This window comes from Streptomyces sp. RK9 (assembly GCF_045070545.1).
GTDB classification, from domain to species: Bacteria; Actinomycetota; Actinomycetes; order Streptomycetales; family Streptomycetaceae; genus Streptomyces; species Streptomyces alboflavus.
Map to the genome: position 1 here is coordinate 3,284,777 of NZ_CP173704.1, position 23,190 is coordinate 3,307,966.

19 protein-coding genes are annotated in these 23,190 nt (G+C 70.8%); 12 read left to right on the forward strand and 7 right to left on the reverse strand.

Annotated features, from left to right (window positions below):
* Positions 1-105: 105 nt before the first annotated feature.
* The 5 genes from AB6L24_RS34720 to AB6L24_RS34740 all read left to right on the forward strand — a co-directional run bounded on the left by AB6L24_RS34720 (position 106) and on the right by AB6L24_RS34740 (position 7,621).
* Entirely contained in the window at positions 106-867 is a 762-nt protein-coding gene (locus AB6L24_RS34720; protein ID WP_030362786.1) for an NUDIX domain-containing protein, read from the forward strand.
* Between the two features lie 216 nt (positions 868-1,083).
* Positions 1,084-3,360, forward strand: a complete 2,277-nt coding sequence (locus AB6L24_RS34725; protein WP_405662052.1) for an ATP-binding cassette domain-containing protein — start codon at positions 1,084-1,086, stop codon at positions 3,358-3,360.
* A gap of 162 nt (positions 3,361-3,522) precedes the next feature.
* Positions 3,523-4,413, forward strand: coding sequence for a FadR/GntR family transcriptional regulator (locus tag AB6L24_RS34730; protein WP_078619518.1), 891 nt, complete (start codon positions 3,523-3,525; stop codon positions 4,411-4,413).
* A 689-nt stretch (positions 4,414-5,102) separates the two neighbouring features.
* Positions 5,103-6,650, forward strand: coding sequence for an RNA polymerase sigma factor (locus AB6L24_RS34735; protein ID WP_405662054.1), 1,548 nt, complete (start codon positions 5,103-5,105; stop codon positions 6,648-6,650).
* A gap of 140 nt (positions 6,651-6,790) precedes the next feature.
* Complete coding sequence (locus AB6L24_RS34740; RefSeq protein WP_405662057.1) at positions 6,791-7,621, forward strand: S1 family serine peptidase; 831 nt, start codon at positions 6,791-6,793, stop codon at positions 7,619-7,621.
* 240 nt (positions 7,622-7,861) lie between these two features.
* Here the strand turns inward: AB6L24_RS34740 and AB6L24_RS34745 are convergent, their stop codons facing one another.
* The gene (locus AB6L24_RS34745) at positions 7,862-8,092 is read right to left on the reverse strand and encodes a hypothetical protein (protein WP_030357361.1); all 231 of its coding nucleotides are present in this window, start codon (positions 8,090-8,092) and stop codon (positions 7,862-7,864) included.
* Between the two features lie 431 nt (positions 8,093-8,523).
* On the opposite strand from AB6L24_RS34745, the gene AB6L24_RS34750 reads away from it, so the two are divergent.
* The 6 genes from AB6L24_RS34750 (at position 8,524) to AB6L24_RS34775 (ending at position 15,628) form a co-directional block, all read left to right on the forward strand.
* Positions 8,524-10,647 carry a type IIA DNA topoisomerase subunit B gene (locus AB6L24_RS34750; protein ID WP_405662059.1) on the forward strand — a complete coding sequence of 708 codons (2,124 nt, stop codon included), beginning with the start codon at positions 8,524-8,526 and terminating at the stop codon, positions 10,645-10,647.
* A gap of 279 nt (positions 10,648-10,926) precedes the next feature.
* Positions 10,927-11,415: a DUF1453 domain-containing protein gene (locus AB6L24_RS34755; protein ID WP_405662062.1), complete on the forward strand. Its 489-nt coding sequence runs from the start codon at positions 10,927-10,929 to the stop codon at positions 11,413-11,415.
* 124 nt (positions 11,416-11,539) lie between these two features.
* Entirely contained in the window at positions 11,540-12,631 is a 1,092-nt protein-coding gene (locus AB6L24_RS34760; RefSeq protein ID WP_405662064.1) for a sensor histidine kinase, read from the forward strand.
* 143 nt (positions 12,632-12,774) lie between these two features.
* Positions 12,775-13,425, forward strand: coding sequence for a response regulator (locus AB6L24_RS34765; RefSeq protein ID WP_405662066.1), 651 nt, complete (start codon positions 12,775-12,777; stop codon positions 13,423-13,425).
* A gap of 113 nt (positions 13,426-13,538) precedes the next feature.
* Positions 13,539-14,039, forward strand: coding sequence for a DUF485 domain-containing protein (locus AB6L24_RS34770; protein WP_405662068.1), 501 nt, complete (start codon positions 13,539-13,541; stop codon positions 14,037-14,039).
* On the forward strand, positions 14,036-15,628 hold the full coding sequence (locus tag AB6L24_RS34775) for a cation acetate symporter (protein WP_405662070.1): 1,593 nt from the start codon (positions 14,036-14,038) through the stop codon (positions 15,626-15,628). Before AB6L24_RS34770 ends, AB6L24_RS34775 begins: the two co-directional genes overlap by 4 nt.
* Before the next feature lie 11 nt (positions 15,629-15,639).
* Here the strand turns inward: AB6L24_RS34775 and AB6L24_RS34780 are convergent, their stop codons facing one another.
* The 4 genes from AB6L24_RS34780 to AB6L24_RS34795 all read right to left on the reverse strand — a co-directional run bounded on the left by AB6L24_RS34780 (position 15,640) and on the right by AB6L24_RS34795 (position 20,337).
* Positions 15,640-16,317, reverse strand: coding sequence for a response regulator (locus AB6L24_RS34780; RefSeq protein ID WP_405662073.1), 678 nt, complete (start codon positions 16,315-16,317; stop codon positions 15,640-15,642).
* On the reverse strand, positions 16,314-17,984 hold the full coding sequence (locus tag AB6L24_RS34785) for an ATP-binding protein (protein ID WP_405662074.1): 1,671 nt from the start codon (positions 17,982-17,984) through the stop codon (positions 16,314-16,316). The genes AB6L24_RS34780 and AB6L24_RS34785 overlap by 4 nt, the downstream gene beginning before the upstream one ends.
* Before the next feature lie 82 nt (positions 17,985-18,066).
* Positions 18,067-18,972 carry a sucrase ferredoxin gene (locus tag AB6L24_RS34790; RefSeq protein WP_405662077.1) on the reverse strand — a complete coding sequence of 302 codons (906 nt, stop codon included), beginning with the start codon at positions 18,970-18,972 and terminating at the stop codon, positions 18,067-18,069.
* A gap of 36 nt (positions 18,973-19,008) precedes the next feature.
* Positions 19,009-20,337 carry a citrate synthase gene (locus AB6L24_RS34795; RefSeq protein ID WP_405662079.1) on the reverse strand — a complete coding sequence of 443 codons (1,329 nt, stop codon included), beginning with the start codon at positions 20,335-20,337 and terminating at the stop codon, positions 19,009-19,011.
* Positions 20,338-20,457: 120 nt separating this feature from the next.
* On the opposite strand from AB6L24_RS34795, the gene AB6L24_RS34800 reads away from it, so the two are divergent.
* Complete coding sequence (locus tag AB6L24_RS34800; protein WP_405662082.1) at positions 20,458-21,645, forward strand: citrate synthase/methylcitrate synthase; 1,188 nt, start codon at positions 20,458-20,460, stop codon at positions 21,643-21,645.
* Positions 21,646-21,869: 224 nt separating this feature from the next.
* On the opposite strand, the gene AB6L24_RS34805 is transcribed toward AB6L24_RS34800, so the two are convergent.
* Together AB6L24_RS34805 and AB6L24_RS34810 are read right to left on the reverse strand one after the other, a co-directional pair.
* A complete protein-coding gene (locus AB6L24_RS34805) occupies positions 21,870-22,106 on the reverse strand; it encodes a hypothetical protein (RefSeq protein ID WP_289944920.1) in 237 nt (78 codons plus the stop codon).
* 252 nt (positions 22,107-22,358) lie between these two features.
* Complete coding sequence (locus AB6L24_RS34810) at positions 22,359-22,907, reverse strand: DUF6082 family protein (protein WP_405662085.1); 549 nt, start codon at positions 22,905-22,907, stop codon at positions 22,359-22,361.
* Positions 22,908-23,190 lie beyond the last annotated feature (283 nt).

The following is a 23,190-nucleotide window of genomic DNA, read 5'->3' on the forward strand; positions in this document are numbered from 1 at the left end:
GTAGCGGGCCATGGGCGCGGATGCCAGGAATCGGGGCCGGAAGTAGATGTTGCGGGAGATGGCGTAGGAGGTGTTTATCGTCAGGCAGACGACTATGATCGCGGCATGTCGCCCTACGACCCGTCGGCCTTCCCGCCCTTTGCTGTCACCGTCGATCTGGTCGTGCTGACCGTGCGTCGCCACGCGCTGTGCGCGCTGGCCGTGCGTCGCGGTGAGTCACCGTTCCAGGGACGTTGGGCGCTGCCCGGCGGGTTCGTGCGGCCCGATGAGGACCTGTCGTCTGCGGCGGCGCGGGAACTGATCGAGGAGACGGGGCTGTGCGCCCATGATCCTGACAGCCCGGTTCAGGCCAATGGGGCGCACTTGGAGCAGCTGGCCACCTACGGCGATCCCAAGCGCGATCCGCGCATGCGGGTGGTCAGCGTCGCGCACCTCGCGCTCGCACCCGACCTGCCCGCGCCCAGGGCGGGCGGTGACGCGAACAGCGCGCGCTGGGCGCCGGTCGACGCTCTGCTCGCCCAGGGCGGGTACGGCCGCGAGGGGGAACAGGCGACGCCCCTCGCGTTCGACCACGCGCAGATCCTCTCCGACGGAGTGGAGCGCGCCCGTTCGAAGATCGAATACTCCTCCCTGGCCACGGCGTTCTGCCCGCCCGAGTTCACGGTCGGTGAACTGCGCCGGGTCTACGAAGCCGTGTGGGGTGTGGCGCTCGACCCGCGCAATTTCCACCGCAAGGTGACGGGCACGCCGGGCTTCCTCGTCCCCACCGGCGGCACGACGACCCGCCAGGGCGGGCGGCCCGCGCAGCTCTTCCGGGCAGGCGGCGCCACGCTCCTCAACCCGCCGATGCTGCGCCCGGACGTCTGAGGGCACCTCTCGATCGCTTAGTGCCGCGCCTGGCTGCGCGGTCGGGGTGTGTCATTCGGCGCCTCGGGCACCGCGGTTGACACCCGCGGCCCACGCCCTGAGCGAAAAGCCGGAAATGTCGCGTTATCTTGCTGCGGTACCCACGGGGTTCGTCCGTCCCCGATTCGGCGGACTCGCCCCGGCCGTCGAGCGGTCGCACATCCCGCGAGAGAAGCGATGATCCAGGCCATCGGACTGACCAGCAAGAGTCGCAAGGACCTCCCGCCCGCTGTCGACGACGTGTCCTTCGAGGCGCGCACGGGCCGTGTCACCGCGCTGCTCGGCGCGGCCGGCGCGGGCAAGACGACGGTGCTCAGGTTGATGCTCGAACTCCAACAGGGCCGCGGGGTCACCTACTTCAGAGGCCGTCCCCTGCATCGTATCGCCCATCCCTCCCGGGAAGTGGGTGTGCTGCTCGGTGAAGTGCCAGGTCATCCGGCCCGCTCGGTGCGGGGCCACCTGCGGATGCTCTGCGCCGCTGTCGGTGTGCCCGTGCTGCGTGCCGACGACGTACTGGAGGCCGTGGGGCTCGTCAGCCTTCGCGGACAGCCGCTCGGCACCCTCTCGCGGGGCATGGACCGCAGGCTCGCACTGGCCTGCGCCTTGCTCGCCGACCCGCACACGCTCGTCCTGGACGGTCCCGCCGATGGCCTTTCCGCCCGGGAGGGTGCCTGGCTGCACGGCTTCCTGCGGGCGCACGCGGCCCGAGGCGGCACCGTCCTGTACTCCACCAGCGACTCCAAGGAGGCCGCGCGAACCGCCGATCGGGTCGTCACGCTCGAAGCCGGACGCGTCACCGCCGACCAGGAGGCGGGGGAGTTCGCCCGCACTCGACTGCGCCCCCGCGTGGCCGTCCGCACACCGCATGCCGCGCGCTTGGCCGCCCTGCTGACGAAGGAGGCACGGGCACGCCGCAGGCCCGTGGAGGTGGTGGAGGAGGACGGCAACAGACTTTCGGTGTACGGCAGCACCTGCGCGGACGTGGGCGAGACCGCGTTCCGGCACGGCATTCTCGTTCATCACCTCGCGGACGAGATCGGGGACGCAGGGGCGTCGGCTGGTCGTGGGTGGGCTCCTGAGACGGAGCCCGAGGTGGCGGCGCCGGAGCACGCGCCCGGCGTACCCGCTGGGAGCACTCCGTATAACCCGCGTGATGCTGACACCGCCCCGCCAGACGTCACCGACCCGTCTACCGTCACCCTCCCGCCCGTGACCTCACCGGAACCGGCACCGACGGCTCAACTTCTGCCCGACGAGCGGAAGTACGCCGACCCGGTCCGGCGCGACACGGAGCCCGAGCACAAAACTCCGGCGGAGCCAGGCGCAGAGGCGGAGCCCGCCCTGAGAGCCGGGTCGCCCGTCGCCGAGCCCTGGAGCGAGCCAAAGGACAAGCCGCGGGACGAGCCCAAGGGCGAGCCCCGGGACGAGCCAATGAGTGGGCCCCGGTACGAGGCCAGGGGTGAGCCCGGACGCCCCGCCGAGCCCCCGCCCCGGCTCACCCCACTCCACCCGCTCGTCCCGCTCCGCCCACTGGACGGCGGCGAGCCACCCGTCGACCTGACCCTCACACGGACATCACCGAAGCCCCACCCCCAGACCCCGCACGCATCCCCGTCCCCAGCCCCACCCCAGCCCTCACCACCCCCCGTGTCCCCCCTGCCACCCCCCATCGCCGTCCACGCGGCTCGCAGCCCCCTGCGCCCCCTGCGCTACGAACTGTGCCGCGCCACCGGAATCGGCACCGGATACCTCACGGTGGCCGCCGTCCTCGCCGTATCGGCACTGCTGTGCGTCTTCCTCGGCCGCACGGGCCACACACCGCAGCCCCGGCTGCTCGCGGCCTGGCCCACCGAACTTCCGCTGCCGCCCGCGGCCCTTGGCGCCGGACTTCTCGGCGCACTCGCCTTCGGCGAGGAGTTCCGCCACCCCGCCCTCGCCGCGGACCGAGGCACCGTCCCGCGCCGTCTCGGTCTGCTCGCCGCGAAACTCACGGTCGCCGCGGTCACCGCTCTGCTTCTGGCAGCGCTCACCGTGGGCTGCGACGCCGCCGTCCTCCACCTCGTATACGGACCGGAGCTCACCGAAGTTCCCGCTGACTGGCTTTCCGCGAGTACGAGTTGGATCACTTTTATGATCGGCTGCGCTTGGGCGGGGGTTCTGGCGGCCGGTGTGTTCCGGTCCACCACCGCTGGGCTCGCCGCTGTCGTCGCCGTTCCGATTGTCGTCGTACCCCTCGTACAAAAGGGGCTGGCGGGCCCGTCTGTGCGATCGGCGGTCGGTCTGCCAGGGCGTTTGCGGCAGCTCGCACTCGTGGAATGGCCCTTCGGAGTCGAGCGGTATCTGGCCGGGGGGCTCCGGATGGTGGCCCAACCCGTGGGCGGTGCACTGGCGTTGTCCGTCACCGCCCTGCTCTGCGCTTATCTGCTCACCGCGACGCGGAACAGAGCGAGCTGACCGCAATCTGCTGCCTTTCGTTCCTGCGTTGCGCGCAACTCTCCGGGCGGCGGCCACTTCTTTCCGATAACGCGTCAATTGGAGCGAGGTAAGCGATCACCCTTTCGTGTGCTTTTCACCAAAGACCTCAAGGGACTTGAGGGCCAAGCCGACAACTCATCCGTGAGTACCCTTGCGCACACCATGATGACCACCGCCCGCTCCGCAGACGCCGGCCTCGCCGGTCCGGCGGGCGAACTCGACCGCTACCCCTACGCGGAGGCTCCCGGCGCCGACCGCGTGGTCGCCCCCGTGTGGGACGGCGCGGACCAGGACCTGGGCCGCGTGGGCCGACGAGCCGCAGGCAACCGCGGCCGCGGGCTGCATGGCCAACTGGTCCAGCAGCTGGGCCAGATGATCGTCTCCGGAGACCTCGGAGCCGACCGGCCACTGGTCCCGGAGGAGATCGGCCAGCGGTTCGAGGTCTCCCGCACCGTCGTCCGTGAATCGCTGCGCGTACTGGAGGCCAAAGGCCTCGTCAGCGCCCGCCCGAACGTCGGCACGCGCGTCCGCCCGGTCAGCGACTGGAACCTGCTCGACCCGGACATCATCGAATGGCGGGCGTTCGGCCCGCAGCGCGACGACCAGAGGCGCGAACTCAGTGAGCTGCGCTGGACGATCGAGCCCCTGGCGGCCCGCCTCGCCGCCGGACACGGCCGCGAGGAGGTGCAGCAGCGCCTCGCCGACATGGTGGAGATCATGGGCCACGCGCTGGCCCAGGGTGACTCGATCACCTTCTCCCGCGCGGACGCCGAGTTCCACTCGCTGCTCATCCAGGTCGCGGGCAACCGCATGCTGGAGCACCTCTCCGGCATCGTCTCCGCCGCACTCCACGTCTCCGGAGGGCCCGTCACCGGCTGTGACCGCCCGACCGAGGCCTCCCTGGTGCACCACTCCCGGATCGTCGACGCCCTCGCCGCGGGCGACGGAGCCGGTGCCGAGTCCGCCATGCGGCAGCTGCTCACCGTCCACCCGGAAGTGGAGCGCGTGGTACCCGCTCCCCGGGAGCACTGACCCCTCCCGCGTCAGCACGGCAGCCCGTGCCCGCCCCCGCAGCATCGTTTCGCTGCCTCACGCCGCCGCCCGCGTCGCCGGACTCCCGCACTCCCTCAGGGGCAGGGCGGGTCCGGCGGCAGCGGCGGGGGATGACACGAGGGATCGGAGGGCAGACGATGACTTCGTACTCAGGGGAAAGGCGATGACTTCGTAGGCGGACGGCGGCCGCGAGCCCAGGCGCCCGGGTGGCGTCGCAGTCCGGGCCGACGGACGCTGACGTACACGGAGAGACGCTGTCGGCGAACACCCCAGGTACGCCGACGGACGCTGACGGACGTCGAAGGATGTTGATGCGTGACAAGGAATGTTGATGCGACCGTATGGGCGCCGACGGATGCGCATCACGACGAACCCGACGTGCGCATCCGACTGGAGGATGACGGAACTCTCGTCGCTTCTGGCCGCATCTAGCTGCTTTTGAGCGCTTATGGGGTGTGACTCGGGCCACGTAGATTGGGCGTAACGCTCCTACGAACAGCGCGATGACCTAAGAGGTGATAGCCGAGGAGGGAATACAGCCGTCGTTCACGGCGCTGTCCGAGCTCCACGGTCCCGCCCGCGCCGTCGGCCCAAATCCCCAGCCGTCGGTCGTCGGCTCCGGTCCACAGTGGACGGGGCCGGAAGCCGTTTTCCAACGTTCCGAGAGGTTGTTCGTGTCGGCCAGCACATCCCGTACGCTCCCGCCGGAGATCGCCGAATCCGTCTCTGTCATGGCGCTCATCGAGCGGGGAAAGGCTGATGGGCAGATCGCCGGCGACGACGTTCGTCGTGCCTTCGAAGCTGACCAGATCCCGGCCACTCAGTGGAAGAACGTTCTGCGCAGCCTCAACCAGATCCTCGAGGAAGAGGGTGTGACGCTGATGGTCAGTGCCGCGGAGCCGAAGCGCCCCCGCAAGAGCGTCGCAGCGAAGAGCCCGGCCAAGCGCACCGCGACCAAGACGGTCGCGGCCAAGACCGCCACGGCGAAGCCGGCCACCACCGCGGCCGCGCCCGAGAAGCCGGTCACCGCCGAAGCCGCCGAGGACGGTACGGCCAAGAAGGCCGCTGCCAAGAAGACGACCGCCAAGAAGGCCGTCGCCAAGAAGACCACCGCCAAGAAGACGGCGGCCAAGAAGACCACCTCCAAGAAGGAAGCCGGTGAGCTCCTGGACGAGGAGGCCACCGAGGAGACGCCCGCCGCCGGCAAGCCCGGCGAGGGCGAGCCCGCGGAGGAGGGCGCGCAGGGCTTCGTGCTCTCCGACGAGGACGAGGACGACGCGCCCGCACAGCAGGTCGCCGCCGCGGGTGCCACCGCCGACCCGGTCAAGGACTACCTGAAGCAGATCGGCAAGGTCCCCCTGCTCAACGCCGAGCAGGAGGTCGAGCTCGCCAAGCGCATCGAGGCGGGCCTGTTCGCCGAGGACAAGCTGGCCAACGCGGACAAGCTCGCGCCGAAGCTCAAGCGCGAGCTGGAGATCATCGCCGAGGACGGCCGCCGCGCCAAGAACCACCTCCTGGAGGCCAACCTCCGCCTCGTGGTCTCCCTGGCCAAGCGCTACACCGGCCGCGGCATGCTCTTCCTGGACCTCATCCAGGAGGGCAACCTCGGTCTGATCCGCGCGGTCGAGAAGTTCGACTACACCAAGGGCTACAAGTTCTCCACGTACGCCACCTGGTGGATCCGTCAGGCCATCACCCGCGCCATGGCCGACCAGGCCCGCACCATCCGTATCCCGGTGCACATGGTCGAGGTCATCAACAAGCTCGCGCGCGTGCAGCGCCAGATGCTCCAGGACCTGGGCCGCGAGCCCACCCCGGAGGAGCTGGCCAAGGAACTCGACATGACCCCGGAGAAGGTCATCGAGGTCCAGAAGTACGGCCGCGAGCCCATCTCCCTGCACACGCCGCTGGGCGAGGACGGCGACAGCGAGTTCGGTGACCTCATCGAGGACTCCGAAGCCGTCGTCCCGGCGGACGCGGTCAGCTTCACGCTCCTCCAGGAGCAGCTCCACTCCGTGCTCGACACCCTGTCGGAGCGCGAGGCGGGCGTCGTCTCCATGCGATTCGGTCTCACCGACGGTCAGCCGAAGACCCTCGACGAGATCGGCAAGGTCTACGGAGTGACGCGCGAGCGCATCCGCCAGATCGAGTCGAAGACGATGTCGAAGCTGCGCCACCCGTCGCGCTCGCAGGTCCTGCGCGACTACCTGGACTGAGCCGCGGCACAGTGCCACAGAAAGGCCCGGAGACCCGCACGGGACTCCGGGCCTTTCGCCTGCCCGCGTGGCGCACGTGCGGGGCATGGGACGGTAGCTGACTCTGGGTGTGCGATTGCAACCCGGAGTGAGGAGATCGCATGCGTCGTCCCATCGCCCGATCGCTGGCGTCAGCGCTGGTCCTGGGGGCAGCGGCAGCCACGCTGCCCCTGGCGGCCACGGCCCCCGCCGAGGCCGACAGCGTCATCATCGGGGGCCAGCCGGTGCGGGTGGCCGACAGTCCCTGGACGGTGGCCCTCGCGAGCCGTGACCGGTTCGGGGGTACGAGGTCGGGCCAGTTCTGCGGCGGTGTCGCGATCGCGCGCTCCACGGTCCTCACCGCGGCGCACTGCATGCGCGAGGAAGTCCTCGGTGTGCCCCTCGGTGAGGTACGGGACCTGAAGGTCATCGCCGACCGTGAGGACCTGGCCACGAACGCGGGCAGCGAGATCTCCGTGAGCCGCGTGCGGGTCAACCGCGACTACGACAGCTACACCAACGCCGGTGACTTCGCGGTGCTGACCCTGGCGCAGCCGCTGCCGCAGAGCCATGTGATCGGGACGGCGCGCGCCGGAGACGCCGCCTACGACCCCGGTACGAGCGCCACCGTGTACGGCTGGGGTGACACCACGGGGCGGGGCGACTACGCCCGGTCGCTGCGCGCCGCCCAGGTCACGGTCCTCGCGGACAAGGTGTGCGAGGAGGCGTACCCCGGCAGTGCTGACGGCACGTACACGCGCGCCTCCATGGTGTGCGCGGGGGAGCCCCAGGGGGGCCGGGACGCCTGCCAGGGCGACAGCGGTGGGCCGATGGTCGCGCGGGGGCGGCTCATCGGCCTGGTGTCGTGGGGGGACGGCTGCGGCCGGGCGGGCAGCCCGGGGGTGTACACGCGGATCTCGGACGTCGTGCGGGCCATGGACCAGGGCCAGTGAGCGGACGGGCCGTGCGGGGCCTAGAGCCCCGGGCTCCGGGCGGACGAGGCCGTGCGGGGCTCTGGGCGGCCCGTACGCGCTCCGGGGGCGCCAGTACGGCACGGGGGGCCGGTCGGCCGGGGAGCGCGGGCTGTCGGGCGTCCTGGGGAACGTGAGCGGGCGGCTGCCCCTGGGGTTACAGGGGCAGCCGCCCGGTCGCCGGTCTGGTGGTCCGGCGCTCGCTCGTCGTTGTGCGAGGCTTCAGCGTTCCTCTTCGGATGAGCTGGCCGGCACAGCGGTCAGGCGCTCCGTCTCATCCTGTATCTCGGCGGCGATCTTCTTGAGTTCCGGCTCGAACTTGCGACCGTGGTGGGCGCAGAAGAGCAGTTCACCGCCGCTCAACAGGACGACGCGCAGGTACGCCTGTGCGCCGCAGCGGTCGCAGCGGTCAGCGGCCGTCAGGGGGCTCGCGGGGGTCAGAACAGTAGTCACGTCGCCTCTTCTCTAGCTCGACGAGCTGTCGTACCAGGGTCAACATCCAACCAGGCCGAAAACGTTCCCGCTCGTGGCTTTTCCTCGAATTTTTCATTCGGGGTGGCTGTCTGCTGCCGGTTGGCGGCGAATGTGCCGTATTGCTGTCGTACGGTTTCGCGCTGTCTGTCAGGTCAGGTCCTCGCCGGCTGGCTTGCCGGTTGTTCATGAGGACGTGCCCGGAGCCTAAATGGTTCATGCCTGGAAGGGAACGTGATGTGTGCTTCACTCCATCGAGCGATCGAACACGCGTACGCTTCTGGACTAGTCTGGGCCGAGTCGAGGGTGGCGTGACAACGGCTCTACCAGGCCTCGGTACCCTCTGACGGGCAGTAGAAGCCGGGCCCTTACCCCAAAGGGCCTCCCTTGAAATTCAGCGAGGAGCGAACCGCGTGACCGCCGAGACGTCCGTGCCGTCCACAGCGTTGCTGACCGGAGCAGACCGGGACGGTTCCAACTACACCGCGCGGCACCTTCTCGTCCTGGAGGGGCTCGAAGCCGTCCGCAAGCGTCCGGGCATGTACATCGGGTCGACGGACAGCCGCGGTCTGATGCACTGCCTCTGGGAGATCATCGACAACTCCGTCGACGAGGCCCTGGGCGGGTACTGCGACCACATCGAGGTCATCCTCCACGACGACGCCTCCGTGGAGGTCCGGGACAACGGCCGCGGCATCCCGGTCGACGTCGAGCCCAAGACCGGGCTCTCCGGAGTCGAGGTCGTCATGACCAAGCTGCACGCGGGCGGCAAGTTCGGCGGCGGTTCGTACGCGGCCTCCGGCGGCCTGCACGGTGTGGGCGCCTCCGTGGTGAACGCCCTCTCGGCCCGTCTGGACGTCGAGGTGGACCGCGCCGGGCACACGCACGCCATCAGCTTCCGGCGGGGTGTCCCCGGAGCCTTCGCGAAGCCCGGCGCGGACGCGGCGTTCGACCCGGCGGCACGGCTGAGCAAGGTCAAGAAGATCCCCAAGACCCGCACCGGCACGCGCGTGCGCTACTGGGCCGACCGCCAGATCTTCCTCAAGGACGCCAGGCTCAGCCTGGAGAACCTGCACCAGCGCGCACGCCAGACCGCCTTCCTGGTGCCTGGGCTGACGATCGTCGTGCGGGACGAGTTCGGCCTCGGCGAGGGCGGCACGAAGGGCGAGGAATCCTTCCGCTTCGACGGCGGAATCAGCGAGTTCTGCGAGTACCTGGCGCAGGACAAGGCCGTCTGCGACGTCCTCCGCTTCTCCGGCCAGGGCACCTTCAAGGAGACCGTGCCCGTCCTCGACGACCACGGCCAGATGACGCCGACCGAGGTCACGCGGGAGCTCGGCGTGGACGTCGCGCTGCGCTGGGGCACCGGATACGACACGACGGTCAGGTCCTTCGTCAACATCATCGCCACCCCCAAGGGCGGCACACATGTGACCGGCTTCGAGCGGTCGCTCACGAAGACGATGAACGAGGCGCTGCGCGCGCAGAAGCTGCTGCGCGTCGCCGAGGACGACATCGTCAAGGACGACGCCCTGGAAGGCCTCACCGCCGTCGTCACCGTGCGCCTCGCGGAGCCGCAGTTCGAAGGGCAGACGAAGGAGGTCCTCGGCACGTCGGCGGCCAACCGCATCGTCGCCAACGTCATCGCCAAGGAGCTCAAGGCGTTCCTGACCTCTACCAAGCGTGACGCCAAGGCGCAGGCGCGCTCCGTGATGGAGAAGGCCGTCGCCGCCGCCCGCACACGCATCGCGGCCCGCCAGCACAAGGACGCCCAGCGCCGGAAGACCGCCCTGGAGTCCTCCTCGCTGCCCGCGAAGCTCGCCGACTGCCGCAGCGACGACGTCGACCGCAGTGAGCTGTTCATCGTCGAGGGAGACTCCGCCCTCGGCACCGCCAAGCTCGCCCGGAACTCCGAGTTCCAGGCCCTGCTGCCCATCCGCGGCAAGATCCTCAATGTCCAGAAGGCCTCGGTCTCGGACATGCTCAAGAACGCCGAGTGCGGCGCGATCATCCAGGTCATAGGAGCCGGGTCCGGTCGGACCTTCGACATCGACGCGGCGCGCTACGGCAAGATCATCCTGCTGGTCGACGCCGATGTCGACGGCGCGCACATCCGCATCCTGCTCCTGACCCTGTTCCAGCGCTACATGCGGCCCATGGTCGAGGCGGGCCGTGTGTTCGCCGCCGTGCCGCCGCTGCACCGGATCGAGCTGATCCAGCCCAAGAAGGGCCAGGACAAGTACGTCTACACGTACTCGGACCGCGAGCTGCGCGACACCCTCCTCGAGTTCGAGCGCAAGGGCGTGCGGTACAAGGACTCCATCCAGCGCTACAAGGGTCTGGGCGAGATGGACGCCGACCAGCTGGCCGAGACGACGATGGACCCCCGCTACCGCACCCTGCGCCGGATCAACATCTCCGACCTCGAGTCGGCGGAGCAGGTCTTCGACCTGCTCATGGGAAACGAGGTCGCGCCGCGCAAGGAATTCATCACGAGCTCGGCGGCGACCCTGGACCGTTCGCGCATCGACGCGTGAGGTCCGTGCGGACGCGTGTCTGACCCATGAGCGCGTCCTTGAACGTCTGAGTGCCCCGTGTGCGCTGGGCGCGTCCTGTCAGGGCGCCCAGCGCACACGGGGCACCCGCGTCTGTGCGGCCGGAGGCCTTCCTGGCAGGTGTCTCCACCCATGGGTGGAGACACCTGATCCACCCATGATCCACCCCCGCTCCGATCCTCTGACCAGGCTGATTCCGTAGCGTCGAAGGCGTACTTCTTCATCGCTCTTCTTCGTCCGCGCACGCCATCGGAGGCCGTGATGTCCGGGTTCGCCAACGCGCTGCTGATCCTTGCCGCAGTCGTTCTCGTCGTCAGACGCCAGACACAGCCGCAGCGCATGACCGGCTCCAAGCGCTGGTGGCTGATCCCTGCCGTGCTCGGCTACGTCGGCCTCAGGGGCTCCGGTGTCATCGACACCCGGCACGAGACGGCCTCCCTCGTGCTGCTCGGCGGTGAGATCGTCGTGGGGCTGCTGATGGGCGCCGCCTGGGCCTGGACCAGCCGGGTCTGGACCGAGCAGGACGGCTCCGTGTGGACCCGCGGCACCAAGTCCACCGCCGTCGTCTGGGTCGTCGGCATAGCCGCCCGGCTCGGGCTCATGGGGACAGGCCTCCTCATCGGCATCCATCAGGGCACCGGCGCGCTCCTGGTCGCCCTCGCCGCGTCGCTGCTGGTGCGCGCGGGCATCCTGGAACTGCGGGCCCAGGCCCTGCGCCCGGCGCCGGCCCTGGCCGGCGGCGTACGGTGACGAAATGCCCGCACTGATGGGGACGGACCCCGCCGGCGACGGGGCTCCCCGTGGGAACGGGGTGTCCGCCATGCTTGACACCTGGACACGGTGGCCGTCGCGAGAGGCCCTGTCCAGCGAGAGGATGACGCGCCCCCGGCGGCTGCTCAGCAGGCTCGTGCGCGCGGTGTTCGTCGGTCTGCTGCTCTGGAGCACCCTCTTCCGAAGCGGGATCCCGGGCTGGGGGATCGCGCTGGGGCTGGTCGCCATGATCGTCTGCGGGACATCCCTCGTGGTGTACTTCCGCGCCACGCTGGGGCAGCGGCTGTGGCTGTCGCTGGGATCGCTTGGCCTTGTCCTGGCGGTGGGCGTCGCGGCCCATGCGACCGGCTTCGACCTTCCGGCGACTGTGCTGTGGTGCGCCGCCGCCGTCATGTCGATGGAGCGGTTGCCCCTGGGAGCGGCTGTGATCGCGACCGGGGCGGCACTCGGGGCGTTCGCCCTGGTGAACGAGGACCCCTGGCCGACGACGGCGGCTGTCACCGCGGGGATCGCCCTCGCCGGGTACGTGCTGCGACTGGACGCGGAAGCTCGGGGGAACGCCCAGCAGTTGCTGGCCCAGGAGCGTGCGGCACGCGTCGCCGAGGCCGAGTCGGCGGCGCTGGCCGAGCGGGGGCGGATCGCCCGGGAGATCCACGACGTGCTGGCGCACAGCCTGTCCGCCCAGCTCGTCCACCTGGAGGCGGCCCGGCTGCTGATCGAGGGGGGCGGTGACCGGCAGCAGATCCTCGGACGTGTGGTGGCGGCCCGGTCGATGGCTTCGGAAGGACTGGCCGAGACCCGGCAGGCGCTGTCCGCGCTGCGTGGTGAGATGACGCCGGTGGAGGACTTCCTACGGGAACTGGTGGCGTCGGACCGGGCGTCGGTGGCGGTCACGGGGGAGCGGCGGGATCTGACGGCGGAGGCGTCCCAGGCGGTGCGCCGAGTGGCTCAGGAGGCGTTGACGAACGTGCGCAAGCACGCGCGGGGGGCCAAGGTGACGGTCCTCCTTGAGTACGGGGAGGGGGAGGTGACGCTGGACGTGCGGGACTCGGGCGGTTCGCCGGGCGAACTCGCGGCTTCCGGAGCCGGGTACGGTCTGCTGGGGATGCGCGAGCGCGCCGAGCTGCTGGGCGGCTCGCTGGAGGCAGGGCCGGAACAGGAAGGCTTCGCGGTGCGGTTGAAGGTGCCGGGATGACGATGGACGAAGGGTCTCCCGAGGCTGGTGCTGGTGCTGGTGCTGGTGTCGCGGGTCGGCGGGGTGCGGGCAGTGGTGGTGAGGGCGTGGTTCCGAGGGGCGGGGGCGCTGGTGATGGGGGTCGGCCGCCCGCGCGGGTGGTCGTGGTCGACGATCAGACCGTGGTGCGCGAGGGGATCGTGATGCTCCTCGGGCTGCTGCCGGGCATCGAGGTCGTCGGGGCCGGCGCCGACGGCGAGGAGGCGGTGCGGCTCGTCGCGGAACTCGCGCCGGACGTGGTCCTGATGGACCTGCGGATGCCGCGCTGCGACGGGGCGGAGGCCACGCGGCGGATCCGGTCGCAGTATCCGGGCACGCAGGTCGTGGTGCTCACGACGTACGCCGACGACGAGTCGCTCTTCCCGGCGCTCAAGGCCGGGGCGCGGGGCTATCTCACCAAGGACGCGGGCGGAGAGGAGATCGTGCGGGCCGTCGAGGACGTGCTCTCGGGGGACGCGGGGCTCTCACCGAAGATCCAACGGCGCCTTCTCGAGCGGCTTTCGGAGCCTGCGGAGGCCACGCGCCCGGCGGAGCCGCCCGATGGGCTGACGCTGCGGGAGACGGAGGTGATCGCTCTGATCGCGGAAGGGATGACCAACCAGGAGATCGCGCGGGCGCTGCATGTCTCCACCGCCACCGTGAAGACCCACATCAACAACCTCTTCGCCAAGGCAGGCCTCAATGACCGTGCGCAGGCGGTGCGTTACGCCTACCGGCACGGTCTCGCGCAGCCGCCGGGCCGAACGCGGGGGTGAGGGGCTTCCGTCACCTGATGGGGTGAAGAGCGGGGAGAGAAGAGTCACGGATCTTCCCGATCTGCCCATCCTTGGGCACGCGGCCGGATCAGGCCGCGGACAAGGAGAGTTCGGTGGAGAAGCACGACGGCCGCGACGCCGGGCGGGTCCGGCACGGTGATCTGAAGGATCCGTGGTACGACGAGCTGGCCTCCGGATGGGGCGAGCTGGACGGCACCGGCGCACCCACGGCGCCCGCCGTACCGGCGCCGACCGCCGCGCCGGAGCGGAGTGCCGCCGACATCTATCTGGAGGTGCAGGCGAGCCCGGCTTTCCAGGAGGTGCGCCGTCGGTATCGAAGGTTCGTGATCCCCGCCGTGGCCGCCTTCTTCACCTGGTACGTGGCGTACGTCGTGACCGCGACGGCGGCGCCGGAGCTGATGGCACGCCCCGTCAGCGGAGCGGTGAACGTGGCGATGGTCGCGGGTCTCGCGCAGTTCGCCTCAACGTTCCTGCTGACATGGGCGTACGCACGGCATGCCCGCTTGCGCCGGGACAAAGCGGCGCTCGACCTGCGGTGGGTCGTGTTCGAGCAGAAGCGGGAGCAGGAACTGCGCCAGGGGGCCGAGCGGTGACGGGGGATCACCAGACGCTGGCGCTGGTCCTGTTCGGGGCTTTCGTGGCGGTCACACTGGGGATCACGACGTATGTGAGCCGCAACCGGCACGGCTCCGCGGAGGAGTTCTACGCGGGCGGTCGGTTGTTCTCGCCCATGGAGAATGGTTTTGCCATCGCGGGCGACTACATGTCGGCGGCCTCGTTCCTGGGCATTTCCGGGCTGATCGCGCTCTACGGCTACGACGGGCTGCTCTACTCGGTGGGCTTCCTGGTGGCCTGGCTCGTCGTGCTGTTCCTGGTGGCCGAACTGGTGCGGAACTGCGGGCGGTTCACGCTCGCCGACGTGGTGGCGGCGCGGATGCGGGAGCGTCCGGTGCGGATCGCCGCGGGAACTTCCTCGGTGACCGTGTCCGTTCTCTATCTGGTGGCGCAGATGGTGGGGGCGGGCTCACTGGTCGCGTTGCTCCTTGGCGGGACGAGCGAGGCGGCGCAGACCTGGACGGTGATCGGTGTCGGCGCGCTCATGGTCATCTATGTGTCGATGGGAGGGATGCGGGCCACCACCTGGATCCAGATCGTCAAGGCGGTCCTGCTCATGGCCGGGGCGATCGCACTGACCGTGCTCGTCCTGATGCGCTTCCACGGCGACTTCGACCAACTGCTGCGGACGGCCGCCGACCGCAGCGGGCACGGCGGGCAGTTCCTGGCGCCCGGGCTGAAGTACGGCGGTGACTGGACGTCACGGTTCGACTTCATCAGCCTCGGCCTCGCGCTGGTGCTCGGCACCGCCGGACTGCCGCACATCCTGTCGCGCTTCTACACCGTGCCGACCGCACGGGCCGCCCGGCGGTCGGTCGTCTGGTCCATCGGCCTCATCGGCAGCTTCTACCTGATGACGATCGTGCTCGGTTTCGGTGCCGCGGCGATCGTCGGGACCGACGCGGTGAAGGGCTCGAACGCGGCGGGGAACACGGCGGTTCCGCTGCTCGCGCTCGACCTGGGAGGCGGTGCGGATTCCACCGGCGGAACGGTTCTGTTCGCGGTCGTGGCCGCCATCGCCTTCGCCACGATCCTCGCCGTGGTCGCCGGGATCACGCTCGCCTCCTCGGCGTCCGTGGCCCACGACCTCTATGCCTCGCTGCGGCGCAAGAACGCCAAGCCGCGCAGCGAGGTCGCGGTGGCGCGGGTCGCGGCGGTGGGGATCGGCGCGGTCGCGATCGGGCTCGGCCTGGTCGCCCGCGACCTCAACGTCGCCTTCCTCGTCGGCCTGGCCTTCGCGGTCGCGGCGTCCGCGAACCTTCCGGTGCTGCTCTACTCGCTGTTCTGGCGGCAGTTCACCACACGGGGCGCCGTCTGGTCCGTCTACGGCGGGCTGCTGCCCTCACTGGTGCTCGTGGTGTTGTCGCCCGTGGTCTCCGGCAGCCCGAACTCCCTCTTCCCCGGCGTGGACTTCCAGTACTTCCCGCTGGAGAACCCCGGGCTCGTGTCGATTCCGCTCGGCTTCCTCGCGGGATGGTTCGGCACGGTCACCTCGCCGGACCCGGCGGACGAGGCCAAGCACGCGGAGACGGAAGTGCGGTCGCTGACAGGAGCGGGCGCCGCGTAGCGGGTCAGCAGTCAGAAGGAGGACGACCACGCGTAGCGGTGCTCCGGGCGGCCCGTGTCGCCGTACTTCAGGCTCAGTCGCACACGGCCCGTGCGCTCCAGAAGCTTCAGATAGCGCTGTGCGGTCTGTCGGCTCAGCCCGGTGGACTCCGCGAGGTCCTGGGCGGAGATCGGCCCCTCAGCCGCCATCAGCGCCCTGCGGACCAGCTCCGCGGTCGTGGGGGAGTGCCCCTTGGGCAGCTCCGGCGCCGGTGTGGCCGAGAGGGCACCGAAGATGCGGTCGACCTCGGCCTGCTCCGCCTCGCCGCCGCCGTCGAGAGTGCGGCGCAGCGTCGCGTACGCGTCGAGCTTGGCGCGGAGCCCCGCGTACGAGAAGGGTTTGACCAGGTACTGCAGCGCGCCGTGACGCATCGCGGCCTGCACCGTGGCGATGTCACGGGCCGCCGTCACCATGATCACGTCGGTCTGGTGGCCGCGCTCACGCAGCGAGCGGACCACGGCCAGGCCCGTCTCGTCCGGCAGATAATGGTCGAGCAGCACCAGATCGACCGGCAGCTCCTCGACGAGGCGCAGGGCCTCGGTGGCGCTGTGCGCGCGCCCGGCCACCCGGAAACCCGGAACCTTCTCCACGTAGGCCGCGTTGACGTTCGCCACGCGCACGTCGTCGTCCACGACCAGAACCTCGATCATCGTGCCTCCTCCGTGGCCACCGGCCGCAGCTCCGCGAGTCCCTCAGGCAGTACGACCGTGAACTCGGCGCCACCACCGGGCGCCGCACCCACCGCCACACTGCCGCCCTGCCGCTCGGCGAGCCTGCGCACCAGAGGGAGCCCGATGCCGCGCTTCCCGTGCGCGGGCGGCTCCTTGGTGCTCCAGCCCTCCGTGAACACCGACTCCCGCTGCTCCGCGGGCACACCGGGACCCGAATCGCGTACCCGCAGCACCACCGTGCGCCCCTTCGGTCCCTCGGTGCGCAGAGCGACCTCCACGCGCGCGTGCCCGATGCCCGCAGTCCCGGGCCGCAGGGTCGCCGCCGCGTCCAGCGCGTTGTCGACGAGGTTGCCGACGATCGTGACGAGCCCACCGGGGTCGACGAGCCGGTCGGGCAGAGCGGTGTCCTCCGAGACGGCGAGCGCCACGCCGCGCTCCGCGGCGACGGTCGCCTTGCCGACCAGCAGGGCCGAGAGCAGCGGATCGTGGATCTTCTCGGTGATCTGCTCGGCGGTCACCCGGTGCGCGCCCGCCACCTCGCCCACGAACTCCGCGGCCTCCTCGTACATCTCCAGTTCGAGCAGGCCGAGCAGCGTGTGCATGCGGTTGGCGTGCTCGTGGTCCTGGGCGCGCAGGGCGTCGATGAGGCCGCGCGTGGAGTCGAGTTCCCGGCCGAGCTGTTCCAGTTCGGTGCGGTCACGGAGGGTCGCGACGGCGCCGCCGTCGTCCGTGGGCATGCGGTTGGCGACCAGGACGCGCTGGCCGCGTACCGTCAGGAGGTCGGTGCCGGAGACGCGGCCCGACAGGACATCGGTGGTGCGGCCCTCGCCGAGCGCCGCCTCCAGGGACTCCCCGATCGCCTCCGCACCGAGCCCCAGGAGCCGCTGCGCCTCGTCGTTGAGCAGCCGGATCCTGCCGCCGCGGTCCAGGGCGACGACACCCTCGCGGATGCCGTGCAGCATCGCCTCGCGCTCCGCGAGCAACGCCGAGATGTCGGAGAACGCGAGGTCACGCGTCTGGCGGTGCACCCTGCGCGAGATCAGGTAGGCGGCGAGCGCACCGACGGCCAGCGCCCCGCCGGCGTACGCGAACAGGCTCGGGATCGTGTGGATCAGCCGGGCGCGCACGCTGTCGTACTCGATGCCTACGGAGACAGCGCCCACGATCGTGCCGCTCGTGTCCCGCAGTGGCACCTTGCCGCGCGCGGAGCGGCCGAGCGTGCCGTTGTCGATCTCCATGACGTGGCGGCCCGCCAGCGCGTCGCTGGGGTCCGTCGAGACGACCCTGCCGACCTCGTCACGGTCCGTGTGCGACCAGCGCACACCCTCCTTGTTCATGATCACGACGTACTCGGCGCCGCTGGCCTTGCGGATCCGCTCCGCCGCGGCCTGCACGGGCCCGTCGGCCGCCGGACGCGAGGAGGTCAGGTCCTCGGCGATCCTGGGCTGCGCCGCCGTCGTCTGCGCGATGGCGAGGGCCCTGCGCATCGCCTGGTCGTCCAGCTGGTCGCTGAGCGGCGCCAGGAAGAGCCCGGTGGCGAGCACGGCCACCCCTGCGGCGATTGCCAGCTGCATCAGCAGCACCTGCGAGAAGACGCGCCGCGGCAGGCCGAGGCGCAGACGTCGGGCAGGGGGAGTCGGGCTCATGTGTACGAACGGTACGGCGAGGGGCGGCCTGCTCCGAAGGGAGTGTGGCGTGGATCTCCCGGCGGCCCGTCGGCCAGCGGCCCTACACGATCTCCCGCACCGCCATCACGTCCATCCGCGCGGGCGACCCCCACGCCGCCCCGCAGCTCTCCGGGCGCGGCGGCAACGAGGCGCCCTGCGCGACGGTGACCCGCCAGCGCCGTCCGTCGGTGTGGGCGACCGTCACTTCCCAGCGCGGAGCGTCACCCGTCGTGCCCACGACGCTGAGGGTGCCCAGGGCGTCCTCCCGCACGGCGGTGCGCACCGCGAGCTCGGCGGCCTGGCCGGGGCGTTCCCAGGCGGAGTTGCCCCGGCACCCTTCGGTGACGACGCGGTCCTCACGTACCGCCTGCAGGATCTCCTTGACGGCGTGCGCCCCGGTGCGGCCGTACGCATAGCCGTGCGGCAGGACGAGGAGCGTGGGGGAGAAGCGATGACCACCCAGATGAGTGATCTCCCAGACGCCTTCCTCTCCGGAGGCGGTCAGTTCACCGGCCAGTGGTCTGCCGAGCAGGGCGCAGCAGCGGTCGCGCTTGCCGTTCGTGCAGACGAGCGCCAGTGGCTCGCCCGTGTGAGGTGAACCGAAGCCCCCGTGGTCGCCCGCGCCGAGCGCCGCGAAGTCCAGGTCGAGCAACTGCCGCGGTTCGTCCACCACATGGGAGCGCAGCCAGGCGTTGCCCGGGACGGTGTGCGCTACGTAGACGCGGTGCCGCGCCGGTGTGTGGCAGTCGGCGTGCCGCCCCGGGCGCCGGATGAGGGCGACCCGTACGCCGGTCGACTCGGCCGCCCGCTCCAGGGCGCGCCCCACGTCCGGATCGAGGTGGCTCGACGTGAGCGCCTTGGCGCCCCAGGGGCCGGGCTGTTCCAGGAGCAGCCAGGTCCTGGCGGTGGCCGCGGTGCCCGCCAGAGGTTCGTCCAGATCCCGCGAGGCGGTCGCGCACGTACTCACGGAGGTGAGCCTAACCCGCGCCCGGACCAGCCTGTTTCACCTGCTGGGCGAGCCGGGCGTGGCGCTCGCGCCGGGTACCTCGGACGCGCCGGACGGGCCGTGCGCCTCCGGCAGCGGCTGGGGCGGCCGCAGCCCGACGTACTGCCCCACGGGACGCATCCGCATGGGCCGCTCGCCGTACTCCTCCAGGGCGTGCGCGATCCACCCGGCGGTGCGCGCCACGGCGAAGACGGCCTCGCCCGCCTCCGCGGCCATGCCGGACGACGCCGTGAGGACGGCGAGCGGGAGGTCGACGTTGGCGTGCAGGTCGGTGTGGCGCGCCGTGGTGGCCATCACGTCACGGGCCGCCGCCAGGGCCGGGCCGGCCTTCGGCATGGTCTCCAGGAGGCCGAACAGGGCTTGCGCGCGAGGGTCCTCGCCCTGGTAGACGCGGTGGCCGAGGCCGGGGACGCGGCGGCCCGCGCGCAGCTCGTTCGCCACGACGGGTGCCGCCGTGCCGCGGTCGAGGACCTCCAGGAGCATGCGGTGGGCGAGGCCGCTTGCGGCGCCGTGCAGGGGGCCCTCCAGGACGCCGAGCCCCGCCGACACGGCCGCGTACGGGTGGGCGCGTGCCGATGCCGCGACGCGGACCGCCAGCGTGGACGCCGCCAGGTCGTGGTCGACGAGCAGCGCGAGCGCGGTGTCCAGGGCGTGCAGGGAAGCGTCGTCGGGCTTGTGGCGGCTGAGGCGTCCCCACAGGCGTCCGGCGAGCGGGCCGCCGTCCCGGTGGGTGGACAGCAGGGGCGGGAGCGCGGCCACGAGTGTCGGGATCAGGGTGCGGGCCGTGCCGATGACGGCGTCCTCGGAGAGGTCGAAGCGGAGCGGGTCGGACGCTCCCGCGGCGATGGCCGCCACGCGCAGGCGGTCGGTGGGTCCGCAGTGCTCCGGGAGCGCGCGCACGGCCAGGCGGGCCGAGCCTGACGGCTCCGGGGGGGCCGTGAAGTGGATGCCGGGCTTCAGCACACCGGTCCACAGCCACTCGGCGACCTCTTCGTAGGAGTGGCGCAGGGCCAGCGCGGCCGCGTCCACGCCGCGGAAGTAGTAGCGGTCCTTCTCGATCAGCGTGATGCGGGTGCGTACGGAGAGCTCGTTGGCGCCGGAGGCCGCGGCGGGTTCGCGCCGGTTCCTGCGAGCCAGCGCCTCGACCTCCTTGGGGTCGAAGGTGCTGCCCCGTGCGCCGGGGCCGCGGCGGCTGCTGAGCTGGCCGCGGCTCACGTACGCGTACACGGTCTCCGGCTTCACGCCGAGGAGTTCCGCGGCTTCCTTGGTGCTGAGGCGGCGGTCTGCGCGCGTGGGTGCGCTGTGACCCGCTTCTTGATCCGTCATGGGCGTCACCGTATCCATGTCCCGATACCCGCATCGTTATATTGATTCAATCAATATTGACAGAGCTTCAGTCAAGCATGGACAGTCGAATCAAGTCCAGGGAGGAAGTCGAGGAACAACATGCCGATCAATGGCTCCGCCGCCACCCCCACCGCGCCCGTCGAGGTCCCACGCGGCCTCGCGGGCGTCGTCGTCACCGAGACCCAACTCGGTGACGTCCGGGGGCGCGAGGGCTTCTACCACTACCGCCAGTACTCCGCCGTGGAGCTCGCGCAGACCCGCAGCTTCGAGGACGTCTGGCACCTGATGTTCCATGGCTCGCTGCCGGATGCCGCGCAGCGAGCCGCCTTCGCCCGGCAGACCGCCACGCTGCGGCACCTCCCCGAAGAGGTACGGGCGGCCCTGCCCGGCATCGCCAGGGCCAGCGCCCTGTCGGGGCCGCTCGCCGGGCTCCGCTCGGCCCTCTCGCTGTTCGGGGCCGCCAAGGGCTTCCGGCCGGTGTACGACATCGATGGTGACCGGCGGCGCGCCGACGGGCTCGCCGCGTCCGCTGTCGTACCGACACTGCTCACCGCGCTGTACCGGCTGGGCCAGGGGCTCGACCCGGTCGAGCCGCGTGACGATCTTCCGTACGCCGCCAACTACCTCTACATGCTCACGGGTTCAGAGCCCGATGCCGACCGGGCCCGTGCGGTCGAGCAATACTTGATCTCCACCATTGACCATGGATTCAACGCGTCCACCTTCACGGGCCGGGTCATCGCCTCGACCGGTGCGGATGTGGCCGCCTGTCTCGTGGGCGCCGTCGGCGCGCTGTCGGGGCCCCTTCACGGTGGTGCACCGAGCAGGGCCCTGGACACGCTCGACGCCATCGGCACCCCCGACCGCATCGACCCGTGGATCCGCGCACGGGTCCTCGCGGGTGAACGCATCATGGGCTTCGGGCACCCGGTGTACCGCACCGAGGACCCGCGTTCCCGGATGCTCCGCGGGATCGCGCAAAGGTTCGGCGGGGAGCTGGTCGCGTTCGCCGTCGAGGTCGAGCGGCAGGTCGAGGCGATCCTCGCGGAGCTCAAGCCGGGCCGCGAACTCCACACGAACGTGGAGTTCTACGCCGGCGTGGTCATGGAGCTGTGCGGGCTGCCGCGCGAGATGTTCACGCCGACGTTCGCGTCGGCGCGTGTGATCGGGTGGAGCGCCAACGTCCTGGAACAGGCGGAGGACTCGAAGATCATTCGGCCCGCGGCGCGGTATACCGGGCCGGTGCCGCCGGTTCCGGTGCCTGCGCCGGACAGGGAGGGAGCCTGACGAAGCCCCGGTCCGGGCCGCCTGGGGCTGAGACGGTCTCAGGCGGCCGGCGCGGGCCGGGAGACGACTGTGAGGCCCGGTGCCGGTCTGGCGCCGGGCCTCACAGCACGCAAGGTCGGTGGGGCAAGCGGAGGAGTTCGTCATCCGGAGGCGGCCTCAACGGGGTGGCCGGAGGACCTCGACGGAGAGGGCGCGGTGAGCGCCGGTCGCTCCGCGCAGCGGGATCAGCTGTTGGGGATGTCGGCCTTCGCGCGGACGAGTGTCTCGCGGCTGACGATCACGATGCGCTCGTGAGGGGCGCGGGCGGCGTCAGGGGGAAGCTCGCCGTCAAGCGCCGCTGTTGCTTCCGTCCCGATGACGGCGAAGTCGCCGCTGCTGAGTTCGAAGATGTCGGGGCAGGTGTCGCCGGCGAGACTGCCACGTTCCCGTGGTGACGCACCGATGCGGCGCACGATCTTCAAGTGGATCCCGGTCCTTGAGGTGTGAACGGTCATGGGTAGGGGGCGGTAGTGGGGTGTCGGTCTGGAGGGTGATGCGGATGAGGTGAAGAGGGTGATGCGGCACAAGGGGAGGGGTTCGGACGCAAGAAGGGTCGTCGCCCCGAGGTGTGGACATGCCGCAGCGCCCGCCACCCAGGATGCGGACGACGGGGCGGGCGGGGACAGGTTAGCCGTTCCTTATCCCGCCCCGAACTCGGGCTGCTCCAACCGGCCCTATTCCGGAGGGGGTTCACCCACCACCCAGTACTCGTCGGTGTCGGCCTCGTCCAGGTCGCGGATGAGCGTGTCCATCATTCGGCCCACCCGGGCTTCGTCCGAGGAGTCCTTGAGGCTGGCGCGCTGATGGCGGGTGGCGTGCCAGTACTGGCGGAAGACCGGGTTGGTGGCGATCCATCGCAGGTGGCCGTGGAGTTCCTCCCAGGTGACGACGCCACTGCGATAGGCGAGCAACGCGTTCGTGTAGAGCGCGTTGGCGAACAGGAACTGGCGCCGCTGTGTGGGTGAATCGGCTTCCGCGACGCTGTAGACCGCCGCGAGATCGGGGTCCTCGATGGCCTTTCGGAGCAGATAGAGCTGGAGTTCCTGCTGTTCGGCCATCATGGCGCGCCGCCACTCGGCGCGCTCCTCCCGGTCCGCCCGCGCGCGGAGCTCTGCGTATTTGCGCTGCTGGGCGGCCAGGAGTGCGAGGCATCCGGCCGCGAGGGCGAGTCCCGCCCCGGCCGCGGAGCAGAGCCCCCCTGTGCCGAATTTCTGTGTGGTCATGTCAACCCCCGAATCAGGCGACCGTACGCCGGTCGTCGGGTGCGGGGCGGCAGGGTGCGGACCGGCGAGCGATGGGCGGCGCTTGCCGTCTCCCAGGGTGCCGAGCGGCTCTGATCGGGCGGGAGGCGGAGAGGAGGGCGCACGGAGGGAAGCGGTGCTCTCTTCCCGTGCGCCGTGCCCAATGTGTGCCCCGCGAGCGCCGCTAACAATCGTTCACCAACCGGCGCGTCTACGCGCACATATCCTGGAGCGGTCTTCAATCGTCGTACAGCTTCGTCGCCCG

What these genes read in the sequence shown, in the direction of transcription:
- AB6L24_RS34720 (WP_030362786.1), top strand. Translation starts at nt 106, where the DNA reads ATGTCGCCCTACGACCCGTCGGCCTTCCCGCCCTTTGCTGTCACCGTC.
- AB6L24_RS34725 (WP_405662052.1), top strand. Translation starts at nt 1,084, where the DNA reads ATGATCCAGGCCATCGGACTGACCAGCAAGAGTCGCAAGGACCTCCCG.
- AB6L24_RS34740 (WP_405662057.1), top strand. Translation starts at nt 6,791, where the DNA reads ATGCGTCGTCCCATCGCCCGATCGCTGGCGTCAGCGCTGGTCCTGGGG.
- AB6L24_RS34755 (WP_405662062.1), top strand. Translation starts at nt 10,927, where the DNA reads ATGTCCGGGTTCGCCAACGCGCTGCTGATCCTTGCCGCAGTCGTTCTC.
- AB6L24_RS34760 (WP_405662064.1), top strand. Translation starts at nt 11,540, where the DNA reads ATGACGCGCCCCCGGCGGCTGCTCAGCAGGCTCGTGCGCGCGGTGTTC.
- AB6L24_RS34780 (WP_405662073.1), bottom strand. Translation starts at nt 16,317, where the DNA reads ATGATCGAGGTTCTGGTCGTGGACGACGACGTGCGCGTGGCGAACGTC.
- AB6L24_RS34785 (WP_405662074.1), bottom strand. Translation starts at nt 17,984, where the DNA reads ATGAGCCCGACTCCCCCTGCCCGACGTCTGCGCCTCGGCCTGCCGCGG.
- AB6L24_RS34795 (WP_405662079.1), bottom strand. Translation starts at nt 20,337, where the DNA reads ATGACGGATCAAGAAGCGGGTCACAGCGCACCCACGCGCGCAGACCGC.
- AB6L24_RS34800 (WP_405662082.1), top strand. Translation starts at nt 20,458, where the DNA reads ATGCCGATCAATGGCTCCGCCGCCACCCCCACCGCGCCCGTCGAGGTC.
- AB6L24_RS34810 (WP_405662085.1), bottom strand. Translation starts at nt 22,907, where the DNA reads ATGACCACACAGAAATTCGGCACAGGGGGGCTCTGCTCCGCGGCCGGG.